General features: G+C 57.6%; 11 protein-coding genes, 2 tRNA genes and 3 rRNA genes. 9 read left to right on the forward strand and 7 right to left on the reverse strand.

Features of this window, described 5'->3' with window-relative positions; all coding sequences use genetic code 11:
- Positions 1 to 79: 79 nt before the first annotated feature.
- Positions 80 to 775 carry an ArsR/SmtB family transcription factor gene (locus tag ACZ445_RS03300; RefSeq protein ID WP_179030378.1) on the forward strand — a complete coding sequence of 232 codons (696 nt, stop codon included), beginning with the start codon at positions 80 to 82 and terminating at the stop codon, positions 773 to 775.
- Between the two features lie 33 nt (positions 776 to 808).
- On the opposite strand, the gene ACZ445_RS03305 is transcribed toward ACZ445_RS03300, so the two are convergent.
- The gene (locus ACZ445_RS03305; RefSeq protein ID WP_027607950.1) at positions 809 to 1,762 is read right to left on the reverse strand and encodes an adenosine deaminase; all 954 of its coding nucleotides are present in this window, start codon (positions 1,760 to 1,762) and stop codon (positions 809 to 811) included.
- A gap of 194 nt (positions 1,763 to 1,956) precedes the next feature.
- On the opposite strand from ACZ445_RS03305, the gene ACZ445_RS03310 reads away from it, so the two are divergent.
- Positions 1,957 to 3,048, forward strand: coding sequence for a calcium:cation antiporter (locus tag ACZ445_RS03310; protein WP_058423626.1), 1,092 nt, complete (start codon positions 1,957 to 1,959; stop codon positions 3,046 to 3,048).
- A gap of 124 nt (positions 3,049 to 3,172) precedes the next feature.
- On the opposite strand, the gene ACZ445_RS03315 is transcribed toward ACZ445_RS03310, so the two are convergent.
- From ACZ445_RS03315 to ACZ445_RS03340, 6 genes are all read right to left on the reverse strand, one after another.
- The gene (locus ACZ445_RS03315; RefSeq protein WP_310863286.1) at positions 3,173 to 4,531 is read right to left on the reverse strand and encodes an 8-oxoguanine deaminase; all 1,359 of its coding nucleotides are present in this window, start codon (positions 4,529 to 4,531) and stop codon (positions 3,173 to 3,175) included.
- A gap of 145 nt (positions 4,532 to 4,676) precedes the next feature.
- Entirely contained in the window at positions 4,677 to 5,363 is a 687-nt protein-coding gene (locus ACZ445_RS03320; RefSeq protein ID WP_058423628.1) for an SDR family oxidoreductase, read from the reverse strand.
- 34 nt (positions 5,364 to 5,397) lie between these two features.
- Entirely contained in the window at positions 5,398 to 5,979 is a 582-nt protein-coding gene (locus ACZ445_RS03325) for an IMPACT family protein (RefSeq protein ID WP_058423629.1), read from the reverse strand.
- Between the two features lie 12 nt (positions 5,980 to 5,991).
- On the reverse strand, positions 5,992 to 6,651 hold the full coding sequence (locus tag ACZ445_RS03330) for a TetR/AcrR family transcriptional regulator (protein ID WP_092250056.1): 660 nt from the start codon (positions 6,649 to 6,651) through the stop codon (positions 5,992 to 5,994).
- Between the two features lie 87 nt (positions 6,652 to 6,738).
- Positions 6,739 to 8,133 (reverse strand): uracil-xanthine permease family protein, encoded by a 1,395-nt coding sequence (locus ACZ445_RS03335; protein ID WP_310863291.1) that lies wholly within the window; start codon positions 8,131 to 8,133, stop codon positions 6,739 to 6,741.
- 80 nt (positions 8,134 to 8,213) lie between these two features.
- Positions 8,214 to 9,134 (reverse strand): LysR family transcriptional regulator, encoded by a 921-nt coding sequence (locus ACZ445_RS03340; protein WP_038845836.1) that lies wholly within the window; start codon positions 9,132 to 9,134, stop codon positions 8,214 to 8,216.
- 125 nt (positions 9,135 to 9,259) lie between these two features.
- Between ACZ445_RS03340 and aptA the strand changes: the two genes are divergently transcribed.
- From aptA to rrf, 7 genes are all read left to right on the forward strand, one after another.
- Entirely contained in the window at positions 9,260 to 10,609 is a 1,350-nt protein-coding gene (gene aptA, locus ACZ445_RS03345; protein WP_058423632.1) for an omega-aminotransferase AptA, read from the forward strand.
- A gap of 39 nt (positions 10,610 to 10,648) precedes the next feature.
- Entirely contained in the window at positions 10,649 to 12,142 is a 1,494-nt protein-coding gene (locus tag ACZ445_RS03350; RefSeq protein WP_058423633.1) for a CoA-acylating methylmalonate-semialdehyde dehydrogenase, read from the forward strand.
- A 625-nt stretch (positions 12,143 to 12,767) separates the two neighbouring features.
- Positions 12,768 to 14,304, forward strand: a 16S ribosomal RNA gene (locus ACZ445_RS03355).
- Between the two features lie 83 nt (positions 14,305 to 14,387).
- A tRNA-Ile gene (locus ACZ445_RS03360) sits at positions 14,388 to 14,464 on the forward strand.
- A 30-nt stretch (positions 14,465 to 14,494) separates the two neighbouring features.
- Positions 14,495 to 14,570, forward strand: a tRNA-Ala gene (locus ACZ445_RS03365).
- Between the two features lie 249 nt (positions 14,571 to 14,819).
- Positions 14,820 to 17,711: ribosomal RNA gene (locus ACZ445_RS03370) — 23S ribosomal RNA — on the forward strand.
- 156 nt (positions 17,712 to 17,867) lie between these two features.
- Positions 17,868 to 17,983: ribosomal RNA gene (gene rrf, locus ACZ445_RS03375) — 5S ribosomal RNA — on the forward strand.
- The 16S, 23S and 5S rRNA genes sit together here with 2 tRNA genes alongside, the layout of an rRNA operon.
- The last annotated feature ends 38 nt before the right edge of the window (positions 17,984 to 18,021 follow it).

Below are 18,021 nucleotides of genomic sequence, written 5' to 3' on the forward strand. Positions count from 1 at the left end.
CGCCGTGGAACCGGCGATTTGCGCCCCTATACTTTGGCTCCAACCTCAATAGAAAAATAAGCCAACAGGGAGTGAAAAGATGGAAGCAGCACCTTGCATCAGTCAGATCGCCAGCTTGCTTGCCGAGCCTAAACGCACCGCCATGCTGTGGGCCTTGATGGATGGTTCAGCCAAGTCGCCGATAGAACTGGCCACGCTCGCCGGGTTGTCCGCGACCTCCGCCCATGCACACCTGGCGCGACTGACCGCAGGCGGTTTGCTGCGTGTGGAAGCCCGGCGTGGCAAGCGCCTGTTTCGCGTGGCGGCGCCGGATGTCAGTGCAGCCATCGATGCCCTGGCCAGAACCACCATGGCCTGCGCAGCGCGCAGCGCGCCGGATGCTTTGCCGCCGACCCTGCTTGCTCCGCCGTCGTTACGTCATGCCCGTTTGTGCCATGGGCACCTTGGTGGCGAGTTGGGGGCGCAGTTATATCAACATCTGCTGGAGGCAGGCTGGATCGAGCGCTACGAACAGCGTACCGATGTCACGGTGAAGGGCGCGAAGCGCTTGGCGAAACTGGGGATTTTTACCCAGGCATTGGCATCGCCGCTGGTGTGCAGCTGCTTTGACTGGAGCCAGCAGCAGCCGCACCTGGGGGGTGCGTTGGGCGCGGGGTTGTTGCAACTGTTTTTGCAGTCGAACTGGATCAGCGTGATCAATGAGTCCCAGGCCTTGCAGGTTCATGCCATCGGGCGAAAGGAAATCACCCGATTGGCCGTGCCAGCAAGGAGCTGACCGTGTAGGAGCCGGCAAGCCGGCTCAACGGGATTACGGTTTGACCAGTCGCGCATCCAGGCTGTTTTGCGCCAGGCGTTTGGCCTGGTCCTGGGTCATGCCCAGTGAGGTGTACAACGCGTGGAAGTTCTCGGTGACATAACCGCCGAAGTACGCCGGGTCATCCGAGTTCACGGTCACCTTCACGCCACGCTCGAGCATGTCGAGGATGTTGTGCTGGGCCATGTCGTCGAACACGCACAGCTTGGTGTTGGACAGCGGGCACACGGTCAGTGGGATCTGCTCGTCGATGATGCGCTGCATCAGGCGCTCGTCTTCGATGGCGCGTACGCCATGGTCGATACGCTGGATTTTCAGCAGGTCGATGGCTTCCCAGATGTACTCCGGCGGGCCTTCTTCACCGGCGTGGGCCACGGTGAGGAAGCCTTCGTGGCGGGCACGGTCGAACACACGCTGGAACTTGCTCGGTGGGTGACCCATCTCCGAGCTGTCCAGGCCAACGGCGACGAACGCGTCGCGGAACGGCAGGGCCTGGTCGAGGGTTTTCTCGGCTTCGGCTTCGCTCAGGTGGCGCAGGAAGCTGAGGATCAAGCCGCTGGTGATGCCCAGTTGCTGCTCGCCATCTTTCAGCGCAGCGGCGATGCCGTTGAGCACGACTTCGAAGGGTATGCCACGGTCGGTGTGGGTTTGCGGGTCGAAGAAGGGTTCGGTATGGATCACGTTCTGTGCTTTGCAGCGCAGCAGGTAGGCCCAGGTCAGGTCGTAGAAATCCTGGGAAGTGCGCAGCACGTCGGCGCCCTTGTAATACAGGTCGAGGAATTCCTGCAGGTTGTTGAAGGCGTAGGCCTTGCGCAGGGTTTCGACGTCGTTCCATGGCAGCGCAATCTTGTTGCGCTCGGCCAGGGCGAACAGCAGCTCCGGCTCCAGCGAGCCTTCCAGGTGCAGGTGCAGTTCAGCCTTGGGCAGGGCGTTGAGCCAATCGTACATTTTCTAAATTCTCATCAGGTGCAATGGCGGCATTCTACAGGCCATGGCTGAAATAATTGGCAAAACCTGACCAGCAGGATTGTTTTTGTCGCATTCGCGCAAGGTGTGTGTGAACTAAGGTGTAACGAAACGTTAGCGGCTTGGCGCAGTCTGTACCCCATCAATGACTGATTTGCCGTACTAAAAGGCCCGGAATGCTCACATCCCTCAAGCAAGAAAAATTCATGCTGCTGGCGCTGATTGCCGCCATCGCCGCCTACCCGTTGGAGCACTGGATGCTCAATAGCGGGCAAATCACGGCGCTGCTGGCCGGCGTGGCGCTGATCGGCTTCATCGTGGTGGCGTCGATGCGCGTGGCCCATCACGCCGAGCAACTGGCGGAAAAAGTCGGTGACCCCTACGGCACCATGATCCTAACCCTCGCCGCCGTGCTGGTGGAAGTGGTGATCCTGGCGATCATGATGAGCAACGAGCCGTCGCCCACCCTGGTGCGCGACACCATCTATTCGGCGGTAATGCTCGATATCAACGGCATTCTCGGCCTGGCCGCGCTGATGGGCGGCATCAAGCATGGTGAACAGTCCTACAACGATGATTCGGCACGCACCTACAGCGTGATGATCCTCACCGCCATGGGCGTGTCGATGGTGGTGCCGGAATTTATCCCCGAAGCCGACTGGAAAATTTACTCAGCCTTCACCATCGGCGCGATGGTGGTGTTGTACACCCTGTTCCTGCGTATGCAGGTGGGGCCGCACAGTTACTTCTTCAGCTACAGCTACCCGGAAAAACGCCGCAAGAAACTGCCGGAAGAACAGGAAGCGCCGCCGGTCAACCTGGCATTTTCCATCGGCACCCTGGTGTTTGGGGTGATTGTGATCGGCGCACTGGCCGAGGTGATGTCCAAGACCTTGGACCTGGGCCTGGAAGGCACAGGCGCGCCGCCGGTGATCACGGCGATCGTGGTCGCGGCCATTTCTGCGGCACCGGAGATTCTGACCGCGTTGCGTGCTGCGTTGGCGAACCGCATGCAGTCGGTGGTGAATATCGCGCTGGGGGCTTCGCTGTCGACGGTGATCCTGACGGTGCCGGTGATGGAGGCGATGGCGCTCTACACCGGCCAGCCGTTCCAGATGGCAATGACGCCGGTGCAAACGGTGATGGTGTTTATCACGCTGATCGTCAGCGCGATCAACCTCAACGATGGCGAAACCAACGCCATCGAAGGGATGACCCATTTTGTGTTGTTTGCGACCTTTATCATGCTGTCGCTGTTGGGGCTCTAAATCACCGAGAAACAATGGGGGAGGGGGCTTGCCCCCGATGATGGAGTGTCAGCTAGTGCATGTATTGGCTGAACCACCGCTATCGGGGGCAAGCCCCCTGCCACATTTTTAATCGGCGTCTAGTCTAGGCTCCGGCGATCAACTGGCGTGCGGCCTGGGTGTGATCGGCGATCAGACCCTTGAGGTCCAGGCCTTCGACCTGGCCGTCGATCACGCGCCATTTGCCGCCGATCATCACCCGATCTGCACGGTCTGCACCGCACAGCAGCAACGCCGAAATCGGATCATGGCTGCCAGAGAAACGCAGCTCATCGAGCTTGAACAGCGCCAGATCGGCCTGCTTGCCTACGGCCAATTCGCCGATATCCGTACGCCCCAGCAACTGCGCCGACCCCTTGGTCGCCCAACCCAGCACACCTTCCGGGGTGATTTTTTCTGCACCATAACGCAGCCGCTGGATGTACAGGGCCTGGCGGGCTTCGAGGATCATGTTCGACGCATCGTTGGAGGCTGAACCGTCCACACCCAGACCGATAGGCGCGCCCGCTGCGAGCAGGTCCAGGGTCGGGCAGATGCCGGAGGCCAGGCGCATGTTCGAGCTAGGGCAATGGCAGATGCCGGTGCCGGCGGCGCCCAGGCGCGCGATTTCATCCGGGTTGAAGTGAATGCCATGGGCCAGCCACGTGCGCGGACCGAGCCAGCCGACGCTGTCCAGGAAATCCACGGTGCGAAGGCCGAAACGTTGCAGGCAGAAGTCTTCCTCGTCGAGGGTTTCCGCCAGGTGGGTGTGCAGGCGTACATCCAGGCGATTGGCCAGTTCAGCGCTGGCTTCCATGATTTGCGGGGTGACGGAAAACGGCGAGCAGGGTGCCAGGGCAATCTGGATCTGCGCGCCGTCGCCACGCTCGTGGTATTCACGGATCAGGCGCTGGCTGTCTTCGAGGATGACCTGGCCCTGTTGCACTGTCTGTTGCGGCGGCAGGCCGCCGTCGGCCTCGCCCAGGCTCATGGAACCGCGGGTGAGCATGGCGCGCATGCCCAACTCGCGGACGCTTTGCACTTGTACGTCGATGGCGTTTTCCAGGCCTTCGGGGAACAGGTAGTGGTGGTCTGCCGCTGTGGTGCAGCCCGAGAGCAGCAGTTCGGCCAATGCAACTTTACTGGCCAGTGCGAGTTTTTCCGGGGTGAGCCGTGCCCAGACCGGGTACAGGGTCTTCAACCAGGGAAACAAGGGCTGATTGACCACCGGCGCCCAGGCGCGGGTGAGGGTTTGATAGAAATGATGGTGGGTGTTGATCAGCCCGGGCAGGACCACATGTTCACGGGCGTCGAACACCTGCGCGCAGGGCTGCGCGGGTTCTTGGCCCTGGGCCAGTACTTCGGTGATCACACCGTCTTGCAGCACCAGGCCGCCACGGGCATCGAGGCCATTGGCCGTGAAAATCGCGAGGGGTTTTTTTAACCAGATACGGGTCGCAGGCATTGGCCGGCTCCTCTGAATGATGGGTTCAGGTTTGCCAGCTCAGTGTTGCCCTGTCTGCTGATCCAGGGTCGCCGGTGAAGGCGAGGGGGCAGTCTACGCACGGATTGTTATCGACGGCAATCGGTCGATAACAATCCCGCACCGCTTACCAGGCGATGGCGTCGCCTTTGTAGTCGATGAAGTGATGGCCACCTTTGCCGGTGTAGGCGTTCACCTGGTCGACCAGGCCGCGCACGCTGGTGTCGACATCGATGTGCGCGTTTTCACCGCCCATGTCGGTCTTCACCCAGCCCGGATGCAGCGACAATACGGTCAGCTTGTGATCACCCAACTGAGTGATGAAGCTGTTGGTCATGGAGTTGAGTGCCGCCTTGCTGGCTTTGTACAGCGCCAGGTCCGAGCCGTCGGGGATGGCCACGCTGCCCAGCACCGAACTCATGAACGCCAGCACGCCAGTGTCCTTGCGGATCTGCCCGACGAAACGCTGAGCCAGGTTGATCGGCGCTACGGCATTGGTGAAAAACAGTTGGCCGACTTCGGCCAGGGTTGCGTGGCCCGGCTCCTGGTTGGCGGGGCCCTTGACGCCCGCATTGACGAACAGCAGGTCGAAGGTGCTGGCCTTGAGGCGTTGGCTCAGGGCGATCACGGCTTGCTGATCGTCCATGTCGAGCTTCTCGATCTGTACCGGCCCAACGGCTTTCAGCGCATCGGCCTTGCTCGGGTCACGCACGGTGGCGGTCACGTCCCAGCCGTCCTGAAGCAGTTGCTTGACCAGGCCGAGGCCCAGGCCGCGGGATGCGCCGATGATCAGTGCGGTTTTTGGCGTAGACATGAAAAGCTTCCTTTAGCGTCGCGGTTCACGGAGTTCAACGTTGTAGCAGGATACGCCCACGGCTGAGGTCGGCGAGTTGAATTTGCAGGGTGTCGATATGTGCTTCGCCCAAGGCCAGTTGCAGCTCGACGCCGTTGGCGGTGAAGGTTTCTTCGACCACCAGTCCACCCAGCTCAGCCACACGCAATTTCACCAGGTTCAGTTCGGCGAAGCCACAGGCGCAACTCAAGGGGACACGACTGATCAGTTCGATGCGGTCAGCCGTTTGCAGGCACTTATTCGCGCCACCGCCGTAGGCGCGTGCGAGGCCGCCGGTGCCCAACTGGATGCCGCCGTACCAGCGAATAACCAGCACCGCTACCTGATCAAAGCCCTGTGCCTCGATGGCCGCCAGGATCGGCCGTCCGGCGGTGCCGCCGGGTTCGCCGTCGTCGTTGCTGCGGTATTGATCGGCCAGCTTCCAGGCCCAGCAATTGTGCGTGGCGTTCAAGTCGCTGTGTTGCTCGAAAAACGCCTGGGCGTCTTGCGGGCTGGTGATCGGTGCGGCGAGGGTGATAAAGCGGCTTTTGCGTATTTCTTCGCGAAACTCGCAAAGGCCGGTGAGCGTGAAAGGCATAAGTCGCTTCGTTTAATGGACGGGCTTGATGCCGCAGCCCTTGAGGATGATATGGATCAGGTTAGTGCCGGCGTCTTCCATGTCCTGCTTGGTCAGCTTGGTGCGACCGGTGACGCGGCAGATCTGGGTGGCGAAGTCGGCGTAGTGCTGGGTGCTGCCCCACAGCAGGAAGATCAGGTGCACGGGGTCTATCGGGTCCATCTTGCCAGCGTCGATCCAGGCCTGGAACACGGCTGCCCGGCCGCTGAACCAGGCGCGGTAGTCCTGGCTGAAATATTCGGTGAGGCATTCGCCGCCGCTGATGATCTCCATCGCGAAGATTCGCGAAGCCTGGGGCTGGCGACGCGAGAACTCCATCTTGGTGCGGATGTAGCGGGTGAGCGCCACGGCCGGGTCATCTTCGGCGGTCAGCGTGTTGAAAGTGCTGTCCCACAGCTCGAGGATATTGCTGAGCACCGCGATATACAGGCCCAGCTTGTTGGTGAAGTAGTAATGCAAGTTGGCCTTGGGCAGCCCGGCACTGGCTGCGATGGTGTTCATGCTGGTGCCTTTGTAGCCATGGCGCGCGAACTCGTCTTCAGCCGCCTGCAGAATCGCTTGTTCGTTCTTTTGCCGAATGCGGCTGGCGGGCTTACCGGCGTGGGTACTGTGGGCAGGAACTTCGAGGCTCATGGAGGTTTCCGTGCTGATCGATTGAGACGACGTGTGCACAGATAACCCACCCTCAAGCCTCAGACAAGTCCTGATGCAATAAAACCGTCAAAGCGGTTCCAGGCTGTCGCTTTCCGGCGCTTTGTTTGCGGCAGCGCTGGGGGCCGTGCTTTCCGGCAGGAACAGGCACAATACGATGGCCGTCAGCCCGCCGCTGGTGATAGCGGAGTCAAACAGGTTTTGTATGAGCGTCGGCATCAGATGCAGCAGGTTCGGCTGGGCGGCGATGCCCAGGCCGACACCAAACGAAGTGGCGATGATCAGCATGCTGCGCCGGTCCAGCGGCGCCTGGGCGAGGATGCGTACGCCCGCGGCGGCGACACTGCCGAACATCACCAGCGTCGCGCCGCCCAATACCGGCTTGGGGATTTGCTGCAGCACTGCGCCAATCAGTGGAAACAAACCGAGACAAAACAGCACCACGCCGATGTAGAGGCCAACGTAACGGCTGGCCACGCCAGTGAGTTGGATCACGCCATTGTTCTGCGCGAAGGTGGTGTTGGGAAAGGCGCTGAAGGTGGCGGCGATCATGCAGCTCACGCCATCACCGAGTACGCCGCCCTTGAGTCGGCTTATATAGGAAGGGCCACTGATGGGTTGGCGAGCGATCATGCAGTTGGCGGTGAGGTCGCCGACGGTTTCGATGCTGCTGATCAGATAAATCAGCGCGATCGGCAGGAAAGCGCTCCAGTCGAAGTTGAAACCAAAGCGGAGCGGGATCGGCAGGCTGACCAGCGGCAGAACGGGCAACGCTTGAGGCACCAGCTTGCCGCTGAACCAGGCAGCCAGGCTGCCGAGGGCGAGGCCGATGATGATGGCCGAGAGGCGCACCCACGGTGTATTCGAGCGGTTGAGCAGAATGATCGTCAACACCACGAACAGGCCCAGCGCCAGGTTGGTGGGGGCGCCGAAGTCGGGGGCGTTGAAGCCGCCGCCAAGGTCGGTGATACCGACCTTGATCAAGCTGATGCCGATCAGGGTGATGACGATTCCGGTGACCAGAGGCGTGATGACCCGGCGCAGTTGCCCGATAAACCGGCTCAACAGGATTTGCACCACGGCGCCGAAAAAGCACACGCCGAAGATCATCGCCATGATGTCTTCCGGGCTGCCGCCGCGTTGTTTCACCAGAAAACCCGCCGACAGCACCGCGCCGAGAAATGCAAAGCTGGTGCCTTGCAGGCAGATCATCCCGGCGCCGATGCCAAATGGCCTACGCGCCTGGATAAAGGTGCCGACACCGGAAACCATCAGCGCCATGCTGATCAGGTAGGGCAAATGGGCGGTGAGGCCCAGGGTGGAGCCGATGATCAGCGGCGGGGTGATGATGCCGACAAATGCAGCAAGTACATGCTGCAGGGCGGCGAGTAAGGCAGGTCCGGGTTTCGGGCGGTCGTTGAGCCCGTAGATAAGATCGCTGCTGTTGGACGTTTCTGGTGGCATGGCGGGCAAACTCAAGGTCTATGTCCTTGGGTTGTTGCAAAAAGCTGTCCAATTGCTCAGCTTTTAGCTGCGGGGCCGAGTTAGCGGGTTGCCGCGAGACTTTCCAGGAAGCTTTCCAGCACCAAATGGGGGCGCCGGCCTTTGCGCGTGACCGATGCGAGGCTTAAATCGTAAAAACGCGTGGCCGGTTTCAGCGCACGCAGTCGGCCTTGTTGTACCCACAGGCTCGCGTAGTGGTCGGGCAGGTAGCCGATGTAGCGGCCGGTGAGGATCAGGAACGCCATGCCTTCGCGGTCGGAGGCGCTGGCGGTGCAGTTGAGCGCCTGGTAATGGGCCTGGATTTCGGCGGGCAGGCGGAAGGTCGGGGCAATCGCGTCCTGGGCGTCGATGCGTGCATCGTCGAGTTGCTTGTTGTCGGCGTAGAACAACGGGTGGCCGACTGCGCAGTAGAGCAGTGAGCGCTCGCTGTACAGCGGCTGGTATTCCAACCCTGATAGGGCGCTGGCCTGGGGGACTACGCCGACATGCAGGCGACCGTCGAGCACGCCTTGTTCGACTTCGTTGGGGGCAATCATACGGATCTGGATCTGCACGTCCGGCCCGCGTTCCTTCAACTGCGCAAGTGCGTGGGTGATGCGCATGTGGGGCAGGGTGACCAGGTTATCGGTAAGGCCGATGATCAGCTCGCCGCGCAAGTGCTGGTGCAGGCCATTGACCTCGGTGCGAAAACTTTCCAGGGCACTTAGCAGTTGCAGGGCCGACTGGTAGACCTCGCGGCCCTCTTCGGTCAGGGAAAAACCGGCGCGGCCGCGTTGGCACAGTCTCAATCCGAGCCGTTGCTCCAGGTCGCTCATTTGCTGGCTGATCGCCGAGCGCCCGATGCCCAGCACGGTTTCTGCCGCTGAAAAGCCGCCGCACTCCACCACGCTGCGAAAGATGCGCAGCAGGCGGATATCGAAGTCGCTGACTTGGGCCAGGGGATCGGGTCGACGGCTGCTCATAGTTTAGTGAAGGCCTGACTGAAGGTTAGAAGAGTTGAATTTCACCGACTTTATCGCCGTGGCAATTTAGCTGCAACAACGCTTTTCAATCCCGACGCTGCCTTTTGCCCTGCGAGGTTTTGCTGATGAACATGCCCGAAAACGCCCCATCGTCTCTGGCCAGCCAATTGAAGCTGGACGCGCACTGGATGCCGTACACCGCCAACCGTAACTTCCAGCGTGATCCGCGCCTGATCGTGGCCGCCGAAGGAAGCTGGTTGACCGACGACAAAGGCCGCAAGGTGTATGACTCATTGTCGGGCCTGTGGACCTGTGGTGCCGGGCATACCCGCATGGAGATTCAGGACGCAGTCGCCAAGCAACTGGGGACGTTGGACTACTCGCCGGGCTTCCAATACGGTCATCCATTGTCCTTCCAATTGGCGGAAAAGATCACCGACCTGACCCCTGGCAACCTGAACCATGTGTTCTTCACCGACTCCGGCTCCGAGTGCGCCGATACCGCGGTGAAGATGGTGCGTGCGTACTGGCGCCTGAAGGGCCAGGCCACCAAGACCAAGATGATCGGCCGCGCCCGCGGTTACCACGGTGTGAACATTGCCGGTACCAGCCTGGGGGGCGTCAACGGCAACCGTAAGCTGTTTGGCCAGGGCTTGATGGACGTTGACCATTTGCCGCACACCTTGCTGGCAAGCAATGCCTTCTCCCGTGGCATGCCGGAGCAGGGCGGTATCGCGCTGGCAGACGAACTGCTCAAACTGATCGAATTGCACGACGCGTCGAACATCGCCGCTGTTTTTGTCGAGCCAATGGCCGGCTCCGCGGGTGTGCTGGTGCCGCCACAGGGTTATCTCAAGCGTCTGCGTGAGATCTGTGATCAGCACAACATCCTGCTGGTGTTCGATGAAGTGATCACCGGTTTCGGCCGCACCGGCTCGATGTTCGGCGCCGACAGCTTCGGCGTGACCCCGGACCTGATGTGCATCGCCAAGCAAGTCACCAACGGCGCGATCCCGATGGGCGCGGTGATTGCCAGCAGTGAGATTTACCAGACCTTCATGAACCAGGCGACGCCGGAGTACGCGGTGGAATTCCCCCACGGCTACACCTACTCGGCGCACCCGGTGGCCTGCGCGGCTGGCCTGGCGGCATTGGACCTGTTGCAGAAGGAAAACCTGGTGCAAAGCGTCGCCGAAGTCGCGCCGCACTTTGAGAATGCGCTGCATGGCTTGAAGGGCAGCAAGAACGTGATCGACATCCGCAACTACGGCCTGGCCGGCGCGATCCAGATTGCCCCGCGTGACGGTGATGCCATCGTGCGTCCATTCGAGGCTGGCATGGCCTTGTGGAAAGCCGGTTTCTACGTGCGCTTTGGCGGCGACACCCTGCAGTTCGGGCCAACCTTCAACAGCAAGCCGCAGGACCTGGATCGCCTGTTCGATGCGGTCGGCGAAGTGCTGAACAAGATCGACTGATTTCTCCTTCTATATAGAACAACTTTTCAGGAGCCCCGCATGAGCCTTATCCAGCATTTGATCAACGGTGAGTTGGTCAATGATTCCGGCCGTAGTGCCGACGTGTACAACCCGTCGACCGGCCGGGTGATTCATCAAGTGCCGTTGGCCAGCCGTGAAACCATCCAACAGGCGATCGACTCCGCCAAGGCCGCGTTCCCGGCCTGGCGTAATACGCCGCCGGCCAAGCGTGCCCAGGTTATGTTTCGTTTCAAGCAATTGCTGGAGCAGAACGAAGCGCGTATCTCGCAATTGATCAGCGAAGAGCATGGCAAGACGCTGGAAGATGCCGCCGGTGAATTGAAGCGCGGTATCGAGAACGTCGAGTATGCGTGCTCGGCACCGGAGATTCTGAAGGGTGAGTACAGCCGTAACGTAGGACCGAATATTGATGCCTGGTCGGATTTCCAGCCGCTGGGCGTGGTGGCCGGTATCACGCCGTTCAACTTTCCGGCGATGGTGCCGCTGTGGATGTACCCGCTGGCGATCGTTTGCGGCAACTGTTTCATCCTGAAACCATCGGAGCGTGATCCGAGCTCGACATTGCTGATTGCACAACTGCTGCAGGAAGCCGGGCTGCCCAAAGGCGTGCTCAGCGTGGTGCACGGCGACAAGGGCGCGGTGGATGCGCTGATCGAAGCGCCGGAAGTGAAAGCGCTGAGTTTCGTGGGCTCGACGCCGATTGCCGAGTACATCTACTCCGAGGCCACCAAGCGTGGCAAGCGCGTACAGGCATTGGGTGGGGCGAAGAACCACGCGGTGCTGATGCCGGATGCAGATCTGGATAACGCCGTCAGTGCTCTGATGGGGGCGGCATACGGTTCCTGCGGCGAGCGTTGCATGGCGATCTCAGTGGCGGTGTGCGTGGGCGACCAGGTGGCGGATGCGTTGATCGCCAAGCTGGTGCCGCAGGTCAAGGCGCTGAAGATTGGGGCGGGGACGTCTTGTGGCCTGGATATGGGGCCGCTGGTGACCGGTCAGGCGCGGGATAAAGTCAGTGGCTATATAGAAGACGGTGTCTCAGCGGGCGCCAAGTTGGTGGTTGATGGGCGTGGGCTGAGTGTTGCGGGCCATGAAGAAGGCTTCTTCCTGGGCGGTAGTCTGTTTGATCATGTGACGCCTGAAATGCGTATCTACAAAGAAGAGATCTTTGGGCCGGTGTTGTGTGTGGTGCGGGTGGATAGCCTGGAAGCGGCCATGCAACTGATCAACGATCATGAATACGGTAACGGTACGTGTATCTTCACCCGTGACGGTGAAGCGGCGCGTCTGTTCTGTGACGAGATTGAAGTGGGTATGGTGGGCGTGAACGTTCCATTGCCGGTGCCGGTGGCGTATCACAGCTTTGGTGGCTGGAAGCGCTCGCTGTTTGGCGACCTGCATGCCTACGGGCCGGATGGGGTGCGTTTCTATACTCGTCGCAAGGCGATTACCCAGCGCTGGCCGCAACGGGCCAGCCATGAAGCCTCGCAATTTGCTTTCCCTAGCTTGTAAGCAGTGCTGAAAGCCGGCCCCTTGGGGCCGGCTTTCGCGTTTCTGGGGCTTTTTTGACCCATGTGACAGAAATATGAAAAAAAGGTGTTGACGGCAGATTCTGGAAGTCTATAATTCGCCCCACTTCCGGCGCAGTCGAAACGGAAAACTCCTTGGTAAACAAAGAGTTACGCAGAATTCGACAGCGGCTTGCTTCAGTTCATCGAAGCCCAGAAGGAGTTGGTAGAGCAAAGTGGTTTGGCTCTATTAACGTTTCGATCCTCTCGGTCGAAAGCGGAGAAAAAGAGGTGTTGACAGCAGCGTGTAACGCTGTAGAATTCGCCTCCCGCTAACGAGAGATCGGAAGCGCAAGTGGTTGAAGTTGTTGAAGAAATCTTCGAAAACTTCTGAAAATAATCACTTGACAGCAAATGAGGCTGCTGTAGAATGCGCGCCTCGGTTGAGACGAAAGATCTTAACCAACCGCTCTTTAACAACTGAATCAAGCAATTCGTGTGGGTGCTTGTGGAGTCAGACTGATAGTCAACAAGATTATCAGCATCACAAGTTGCTCCGCGAGAAATCAAAGATGTAACCAACGATTGCTGAGCCAAGTTTAGGGTTTCTTAAAAACCCAAAGATGTTTGAACTGAAGAGTTTGATCATGGCTCAGATTGAACGCTGGCGGCAGGCCTAACACATGCAAGTCGAGCGGTAGAGAGAAGCTTGCTTCTCTTGAGAGCGGCGGACGGGTGAGTAATGCCTAGGAATCTGCCTGGTAGTGGGGGATAACGTTCGGAAACGAACGCTAATACCGCATACGTCCTACGGGAGAAAGCAGGGGACCTTCGGGCCTTGCGCTATCAGATGAGCCTAGGTCGGATTAGCTAGTTGGTGAGGTAATGGCTCACCAAGGCGACGATCCGTAACTGGTCTGAGAGGATGATCAGTCACACTGGAACTGAGACACGGTCCAGACTCCTACGGGAGGCAGCAGTGGGGAATATTGGACAATGGGCGAAAGCCTGATCCAGCCATGCCGCGTGTGTGAAGAAGGTCTTCGGATTGTAAAGCACTTTAAGTTGGGAGGAAGGGCAGTTACCTAATACGTGATTGTTTTGACGTTACCGACAGAATAAGCACCGGCTAACTCTGTGCCAGCAGCCGCGGTAATACAGAGGGTGCAAGCGTTAATCGGAATTACTGGGCGTAAAGCGCGCGTAGGTGGTTTGTTAAGTTGGATGTGAAATCCCCGGGCTCAACCTGGGAACTGCATTCAAAACTGACTGACTAGAGTATGGTAGAGGGTGGTGGAATTTCCTGTGTAGCGGTGAAATGCGTAGATATAGGAAGGAACACCAGTGGCGAAGGCGACCACCTGGACTAATACTGACACTGAGGTGCGAAAGCGTGGGGAGCAAACAGGATTAGATACCCTGGTAGTCCACGCCGTAAACGATGTCAACTAGCCGTTGGAAGCCTTGAGCTTTTAGTGGCGCAGCTAACGCATTAAGTTGACCGCCTGGGGAGTACGGCCGCAAGGTTAAAACTCAAATGAATTGACGGGGGCCCGCACAAGCGGTGGAGCATGTGGTTTAATTCGAAGCAACGCGAAGAACCTTACCAGGCCTTGACATCCAATGAACTTTCTAGAGATAGATTGGTGCCTTCGGGAACATTGAGACAGGTGCTGCATGGCTGTCGTCAGCTCGTGTCGTGAGATGTTGGGTTAAGTCCCGTAACGAGCGCAACCCTTGTCCTTAGTTACCAGCACGTAATGGTGGGCACTCTAAGGAGACTGCCGGTGACAAACCGGAGGAAGGTGGGGATGACGTCAAGTCATCATGGCCCTTACGGCCTGGGCTACACACGTGCTACAATGGTCGGTACAGAGGGTTGCCAAGCCGCGAGGTGGAGCTAATCCCATAAAACCGATCGTAGTCCGGATCGCAGTCTGCAACTCGACTGCGTGAAGTCGGAATCGCTAGTAATCGCGAATCAGAATGTCGCGGTGAATACGTTCCCGGGCCTTGTACACACCGCCCGTCACACCATGGGAGTGGGTTGCACCAGAAGTAGCTAGTCTAACCTTCGGGAGGACGGTTACCACGGTGTGATTCATGACTGGGGTGAAGTCGTAACAAGGTAGCCGTAGGGGAACCTGCGGCTGGATCACCTCCTTAATCGACGACATCAGCTGCTCCATAAGTTCCCACACGAATTGCTTGATTCATTGAAGAAGACGATAAAGAAGCAGCCCGAAATTGGGTCTGTAGCTCAGTTGGTTAGAGCGCACCCCTGATAAGGGTGAGGTCGGCAGTTCGAATCTGCCCAGACCCACCAATTTTGTGTGGGAAACGCCTGTAGAAATACGGGGCCATAGCTCAGCTGGGAGAGCGCCTGCCTTGCACGCAGGAGGTCAACGGTTCGATCCCGTTTGGCTCCACCACTACTGCTTCTGAAAGTTTTGAAAGCTTAGAAATGAGCATTCCATCAAGGCGATGGTGAATGTTGATTTCTAGTCTTTGATTAGATCGTTCTTTAAAAATTTGGGTATGTGATAGAAAGATAGACTGAACGTTACTTTCACTGGTAACGGATCAGGCTAAGGTAAAATTTGTGAGTTCTCTTAGTTGAGAAATTCGAATTTTCGGCGAATGTCGTCTTCACAGTATAACCAGATTGCTTGGGGTTATATGGTCAAGTGAAGAAGCGCATACGGTGGATGCCTTGGCAGTCAGAGGCGATGAAAGACGTGGTAGCCTGCGAAAAGCTTCGGGGAGTCGGCAAACAGACTTTGATCCGGAGATGTCTGAATGGGGGAACCCAGCCATCATAAGATGGTTATCTTGTACTGAATACATAGGTGCAAGAGGCGAACCAGGGGAACTGAAACATCTAAGTACCCTGAGGAAAAGAAATCAACCGAGATTCCCTTAGTAGTGGCGAGCGAACGGGGACTAGCCCTTAAGTGGCTTTGAGATTAGCGGAACGCTCTGGAAAGTGCGGCCATAGTGGGTGATAGCCCTGTACGCGAAAATCTCTTAGTCATGAAATCGAGTAGGACGGAGCACGAGAAACTTTGTCTGAATATGGGGGGACCATCCTCCAAGGCTAAATACTACTGACTGACCGATAGTGAACTAGTACCGTGAGGGAAAGGCGAAAAGAACCCCGGAGAGGGGAGTGAAATAGATCCTGAAACCGTATGCGTACAAGCAGTGGGAGCAGACTTTGTTCTGTGACTGCGTACCTTTTGTATAATGGGTCAGCGACTTATTTTCAGTGGCGAGCTTAACCGAATAGGGGAGGCGTAGCGAAAGCGAGTCTTAATAGGGCGTCTAGTCGCTGGGAATAGACCCGAAACCGGGCGATCTATCCATGGGCAGGTTGAAGGTTGGGTAACACTAACTGGAGGACCGAACCGACTACCGTTGAAAAGTTAGCGGATGACCTGTGGATCGGAGTGAAAGGCTAATCAAGCTCGGAGATAGCTGGTTCTCCTCGAAAGCTATTTAGGTAGCGCCTCATGTATCACTGTAGGGGGTAGAGCACTGTTTCGGCTAGGGGGTCATCCCGACTTACCAAACCGATGCAAACTCCGAATACCTACAAGTGCCGAGCATGGGAGACACACGGCGGGTGCTAACGTCCGTCGTGAAAAGGGAAACAACCCAGACCGTCAGCTAAGGTCCCAAAGTTATGGTTAAGTGGGAAACGATGTGGGAAGGCTTAGACAGCTAGGAGGTTGGCTTAGAAGCAGCCACCCTTTAAAGAAAGCGTAATAGCTCACTAGTCGAGTCGGCCTGCGCGGAAGATGTAACGGGGCTCAAACCATACACCGAAGCTACGGGTATCACGTAAGTGATGCGGTAGAGGAGCGTTCTGTAAGCCTGTGAAGGTGAGTTGAGAAGCTTGCTGGAGGTATCAGAAGTGCGAATGCTGACATGAGTAACGACAATGGGTGTGAAAAACACCCACGCCGAAAGACCAAGGTTTCCTGCGCAACGTTAATCGACGCAGGGTTAGTCGGTCCCTAAGGCGAGGCTGAAAAGCGTAGTCGATGGAAAACAGGTTAATATTCCTGTACTTCTGGTTATTGCGATGGAGGGACGGAGAAGGCTAGGCCAGCTTGGCGTTGGTTGTCCAAGTTTAAGGTGGTAGGCTGAGATCTTAGGTAAATCCGGGATCTTAAGGCCGAGAGCTGATGACGAGTTAACTTTTAGTTAACGAAGTGGTTGATGCCATGCTTCCAAGAAAAGCTTCTAAGCTTCAGGTAACCAGGAACCGTACCCCAAACCGACACAGGTGGTTGGGTAGAGAATACCAAGGCGCTTGAGAGAACTCGGGTGAAGGAACTAGGCAAAATGGCACCGTAACTTCGGGAGAAGGTGCGCCGGTGAGGGTGAAGGACTTGCTCCGTAAGCTCATGCCGGTCGAAGATACCAGGCCGCTGCGACTGTTTATTAAAAACACAGCACTCTGCAAACACGAAAGTGGACGTATAGGGTGTGACGCCTGCCCGGTGCCGGAAGGTTAATTGATGGGGTTAGCTAACGCGAAGCTCTTGATCGAAGCCCCGGTAAACGGCGGCCGTAACTATAACGGTCCTAAGGTAGCGAAATTCCTTGTCGGGTAAGTTCCGACCTGCACGAATGGCGTAACGATGGCGGCGCTGTCTCCACCCGAGACTCAGTGAAATTGAAATCGCTGTGAAGATGCAGTGTATCCGCGGCTAGACGGAAAGACCCCGTGAACCTTTACTATAGCTTTGCACTGGACTTTGAATTTGCTTGTGTAGGATAGGTGGGAGGCTTTGAAGCGTGGACGCCAGTTCGCGTGGAGCCATCCTTGAAATACCACCCTGGCAACTTTGAGGTTCTAACTCAGGTCCGTTATCCGGATCGAGGACAGTGTATGGTGGGTAGTTTGACTGGGGCGGTCTCCTCCTAAAGAGTAACGGAGGAGTACGAAGGTGCGCTCAGACCGGTCGGAAATCGGTCGTAGAGTATAAAGGCAAAAGCGCGCTTGACTGCGAGACAGACACGTCGAGCAGGTACGAAAGTAGGTCTTAGTGATCCGGTGGTTCTGTATGGAAGGGCCATCGCTCAACGGATAAAAGGTACTCCGGGGATAACAGGCTGATACCGCCCAAGAGTTCATATCGACGGCGGTGTTTGGCACCTCGATGTCGGCTCATCACATCCTGGGGCTGAAGCCGGTCCCAAGGGTATGGCTGTTCGCCATTTAAAGTGGTACGCGAGCTGGGTTTAGAACGTCGTGAGACAGTTCGGTCCCTATCTGCCGTGGACGTTTGAGATTTGAGAGGGGCTGCTCCTAGTACGAGAGGACCGGAGTGGACGAACCTCTGGTGTTCCGGTTGTCACGCCAGTGGCATTGCCGGGTAGCTATGTTCGGAATAGATAACCGCTGAAAGCATCTAAGCGGGAAACTAGCCTCAAGATGAGATCTCACTGGAACCTTGAGTTCCCTGAAGGGCCGTCGAAGACTACGACGTTGATAGGTTGGGTGTGTAAGCGCTGTGAGGCGTTGAGCTAACCAATACTAATTGCCCGTGAGGCTTGACCATATAACACCCAAGCAATTTGACCACTCTAACGAGCATCAGATTGCGGTGTGTGAAGACGAAAATGAACCGAAAGTTCGACGCTCACAAAGCACCGAAAGCTGTCACATACCCAATTTGCTGAAGCGAGGCTTAGGCCGCGACTCAGTACCCGAATTTCTTGACGACCATAGAGCATTGGAACCACCTGATCCCATCCCGAACTCAGTAGTGAAACGATGCATCGCCGATGGTAGTGTGGGGTTTCCCCATGTGAGAGTAGGTCATCGTCAAGATTAAATTCCAGAACCCCTGATTGCTAACGCAGTCAGGG

The sequence above is a fragment of the Pseudomonas allii genome, assembly GCF_055380095.1.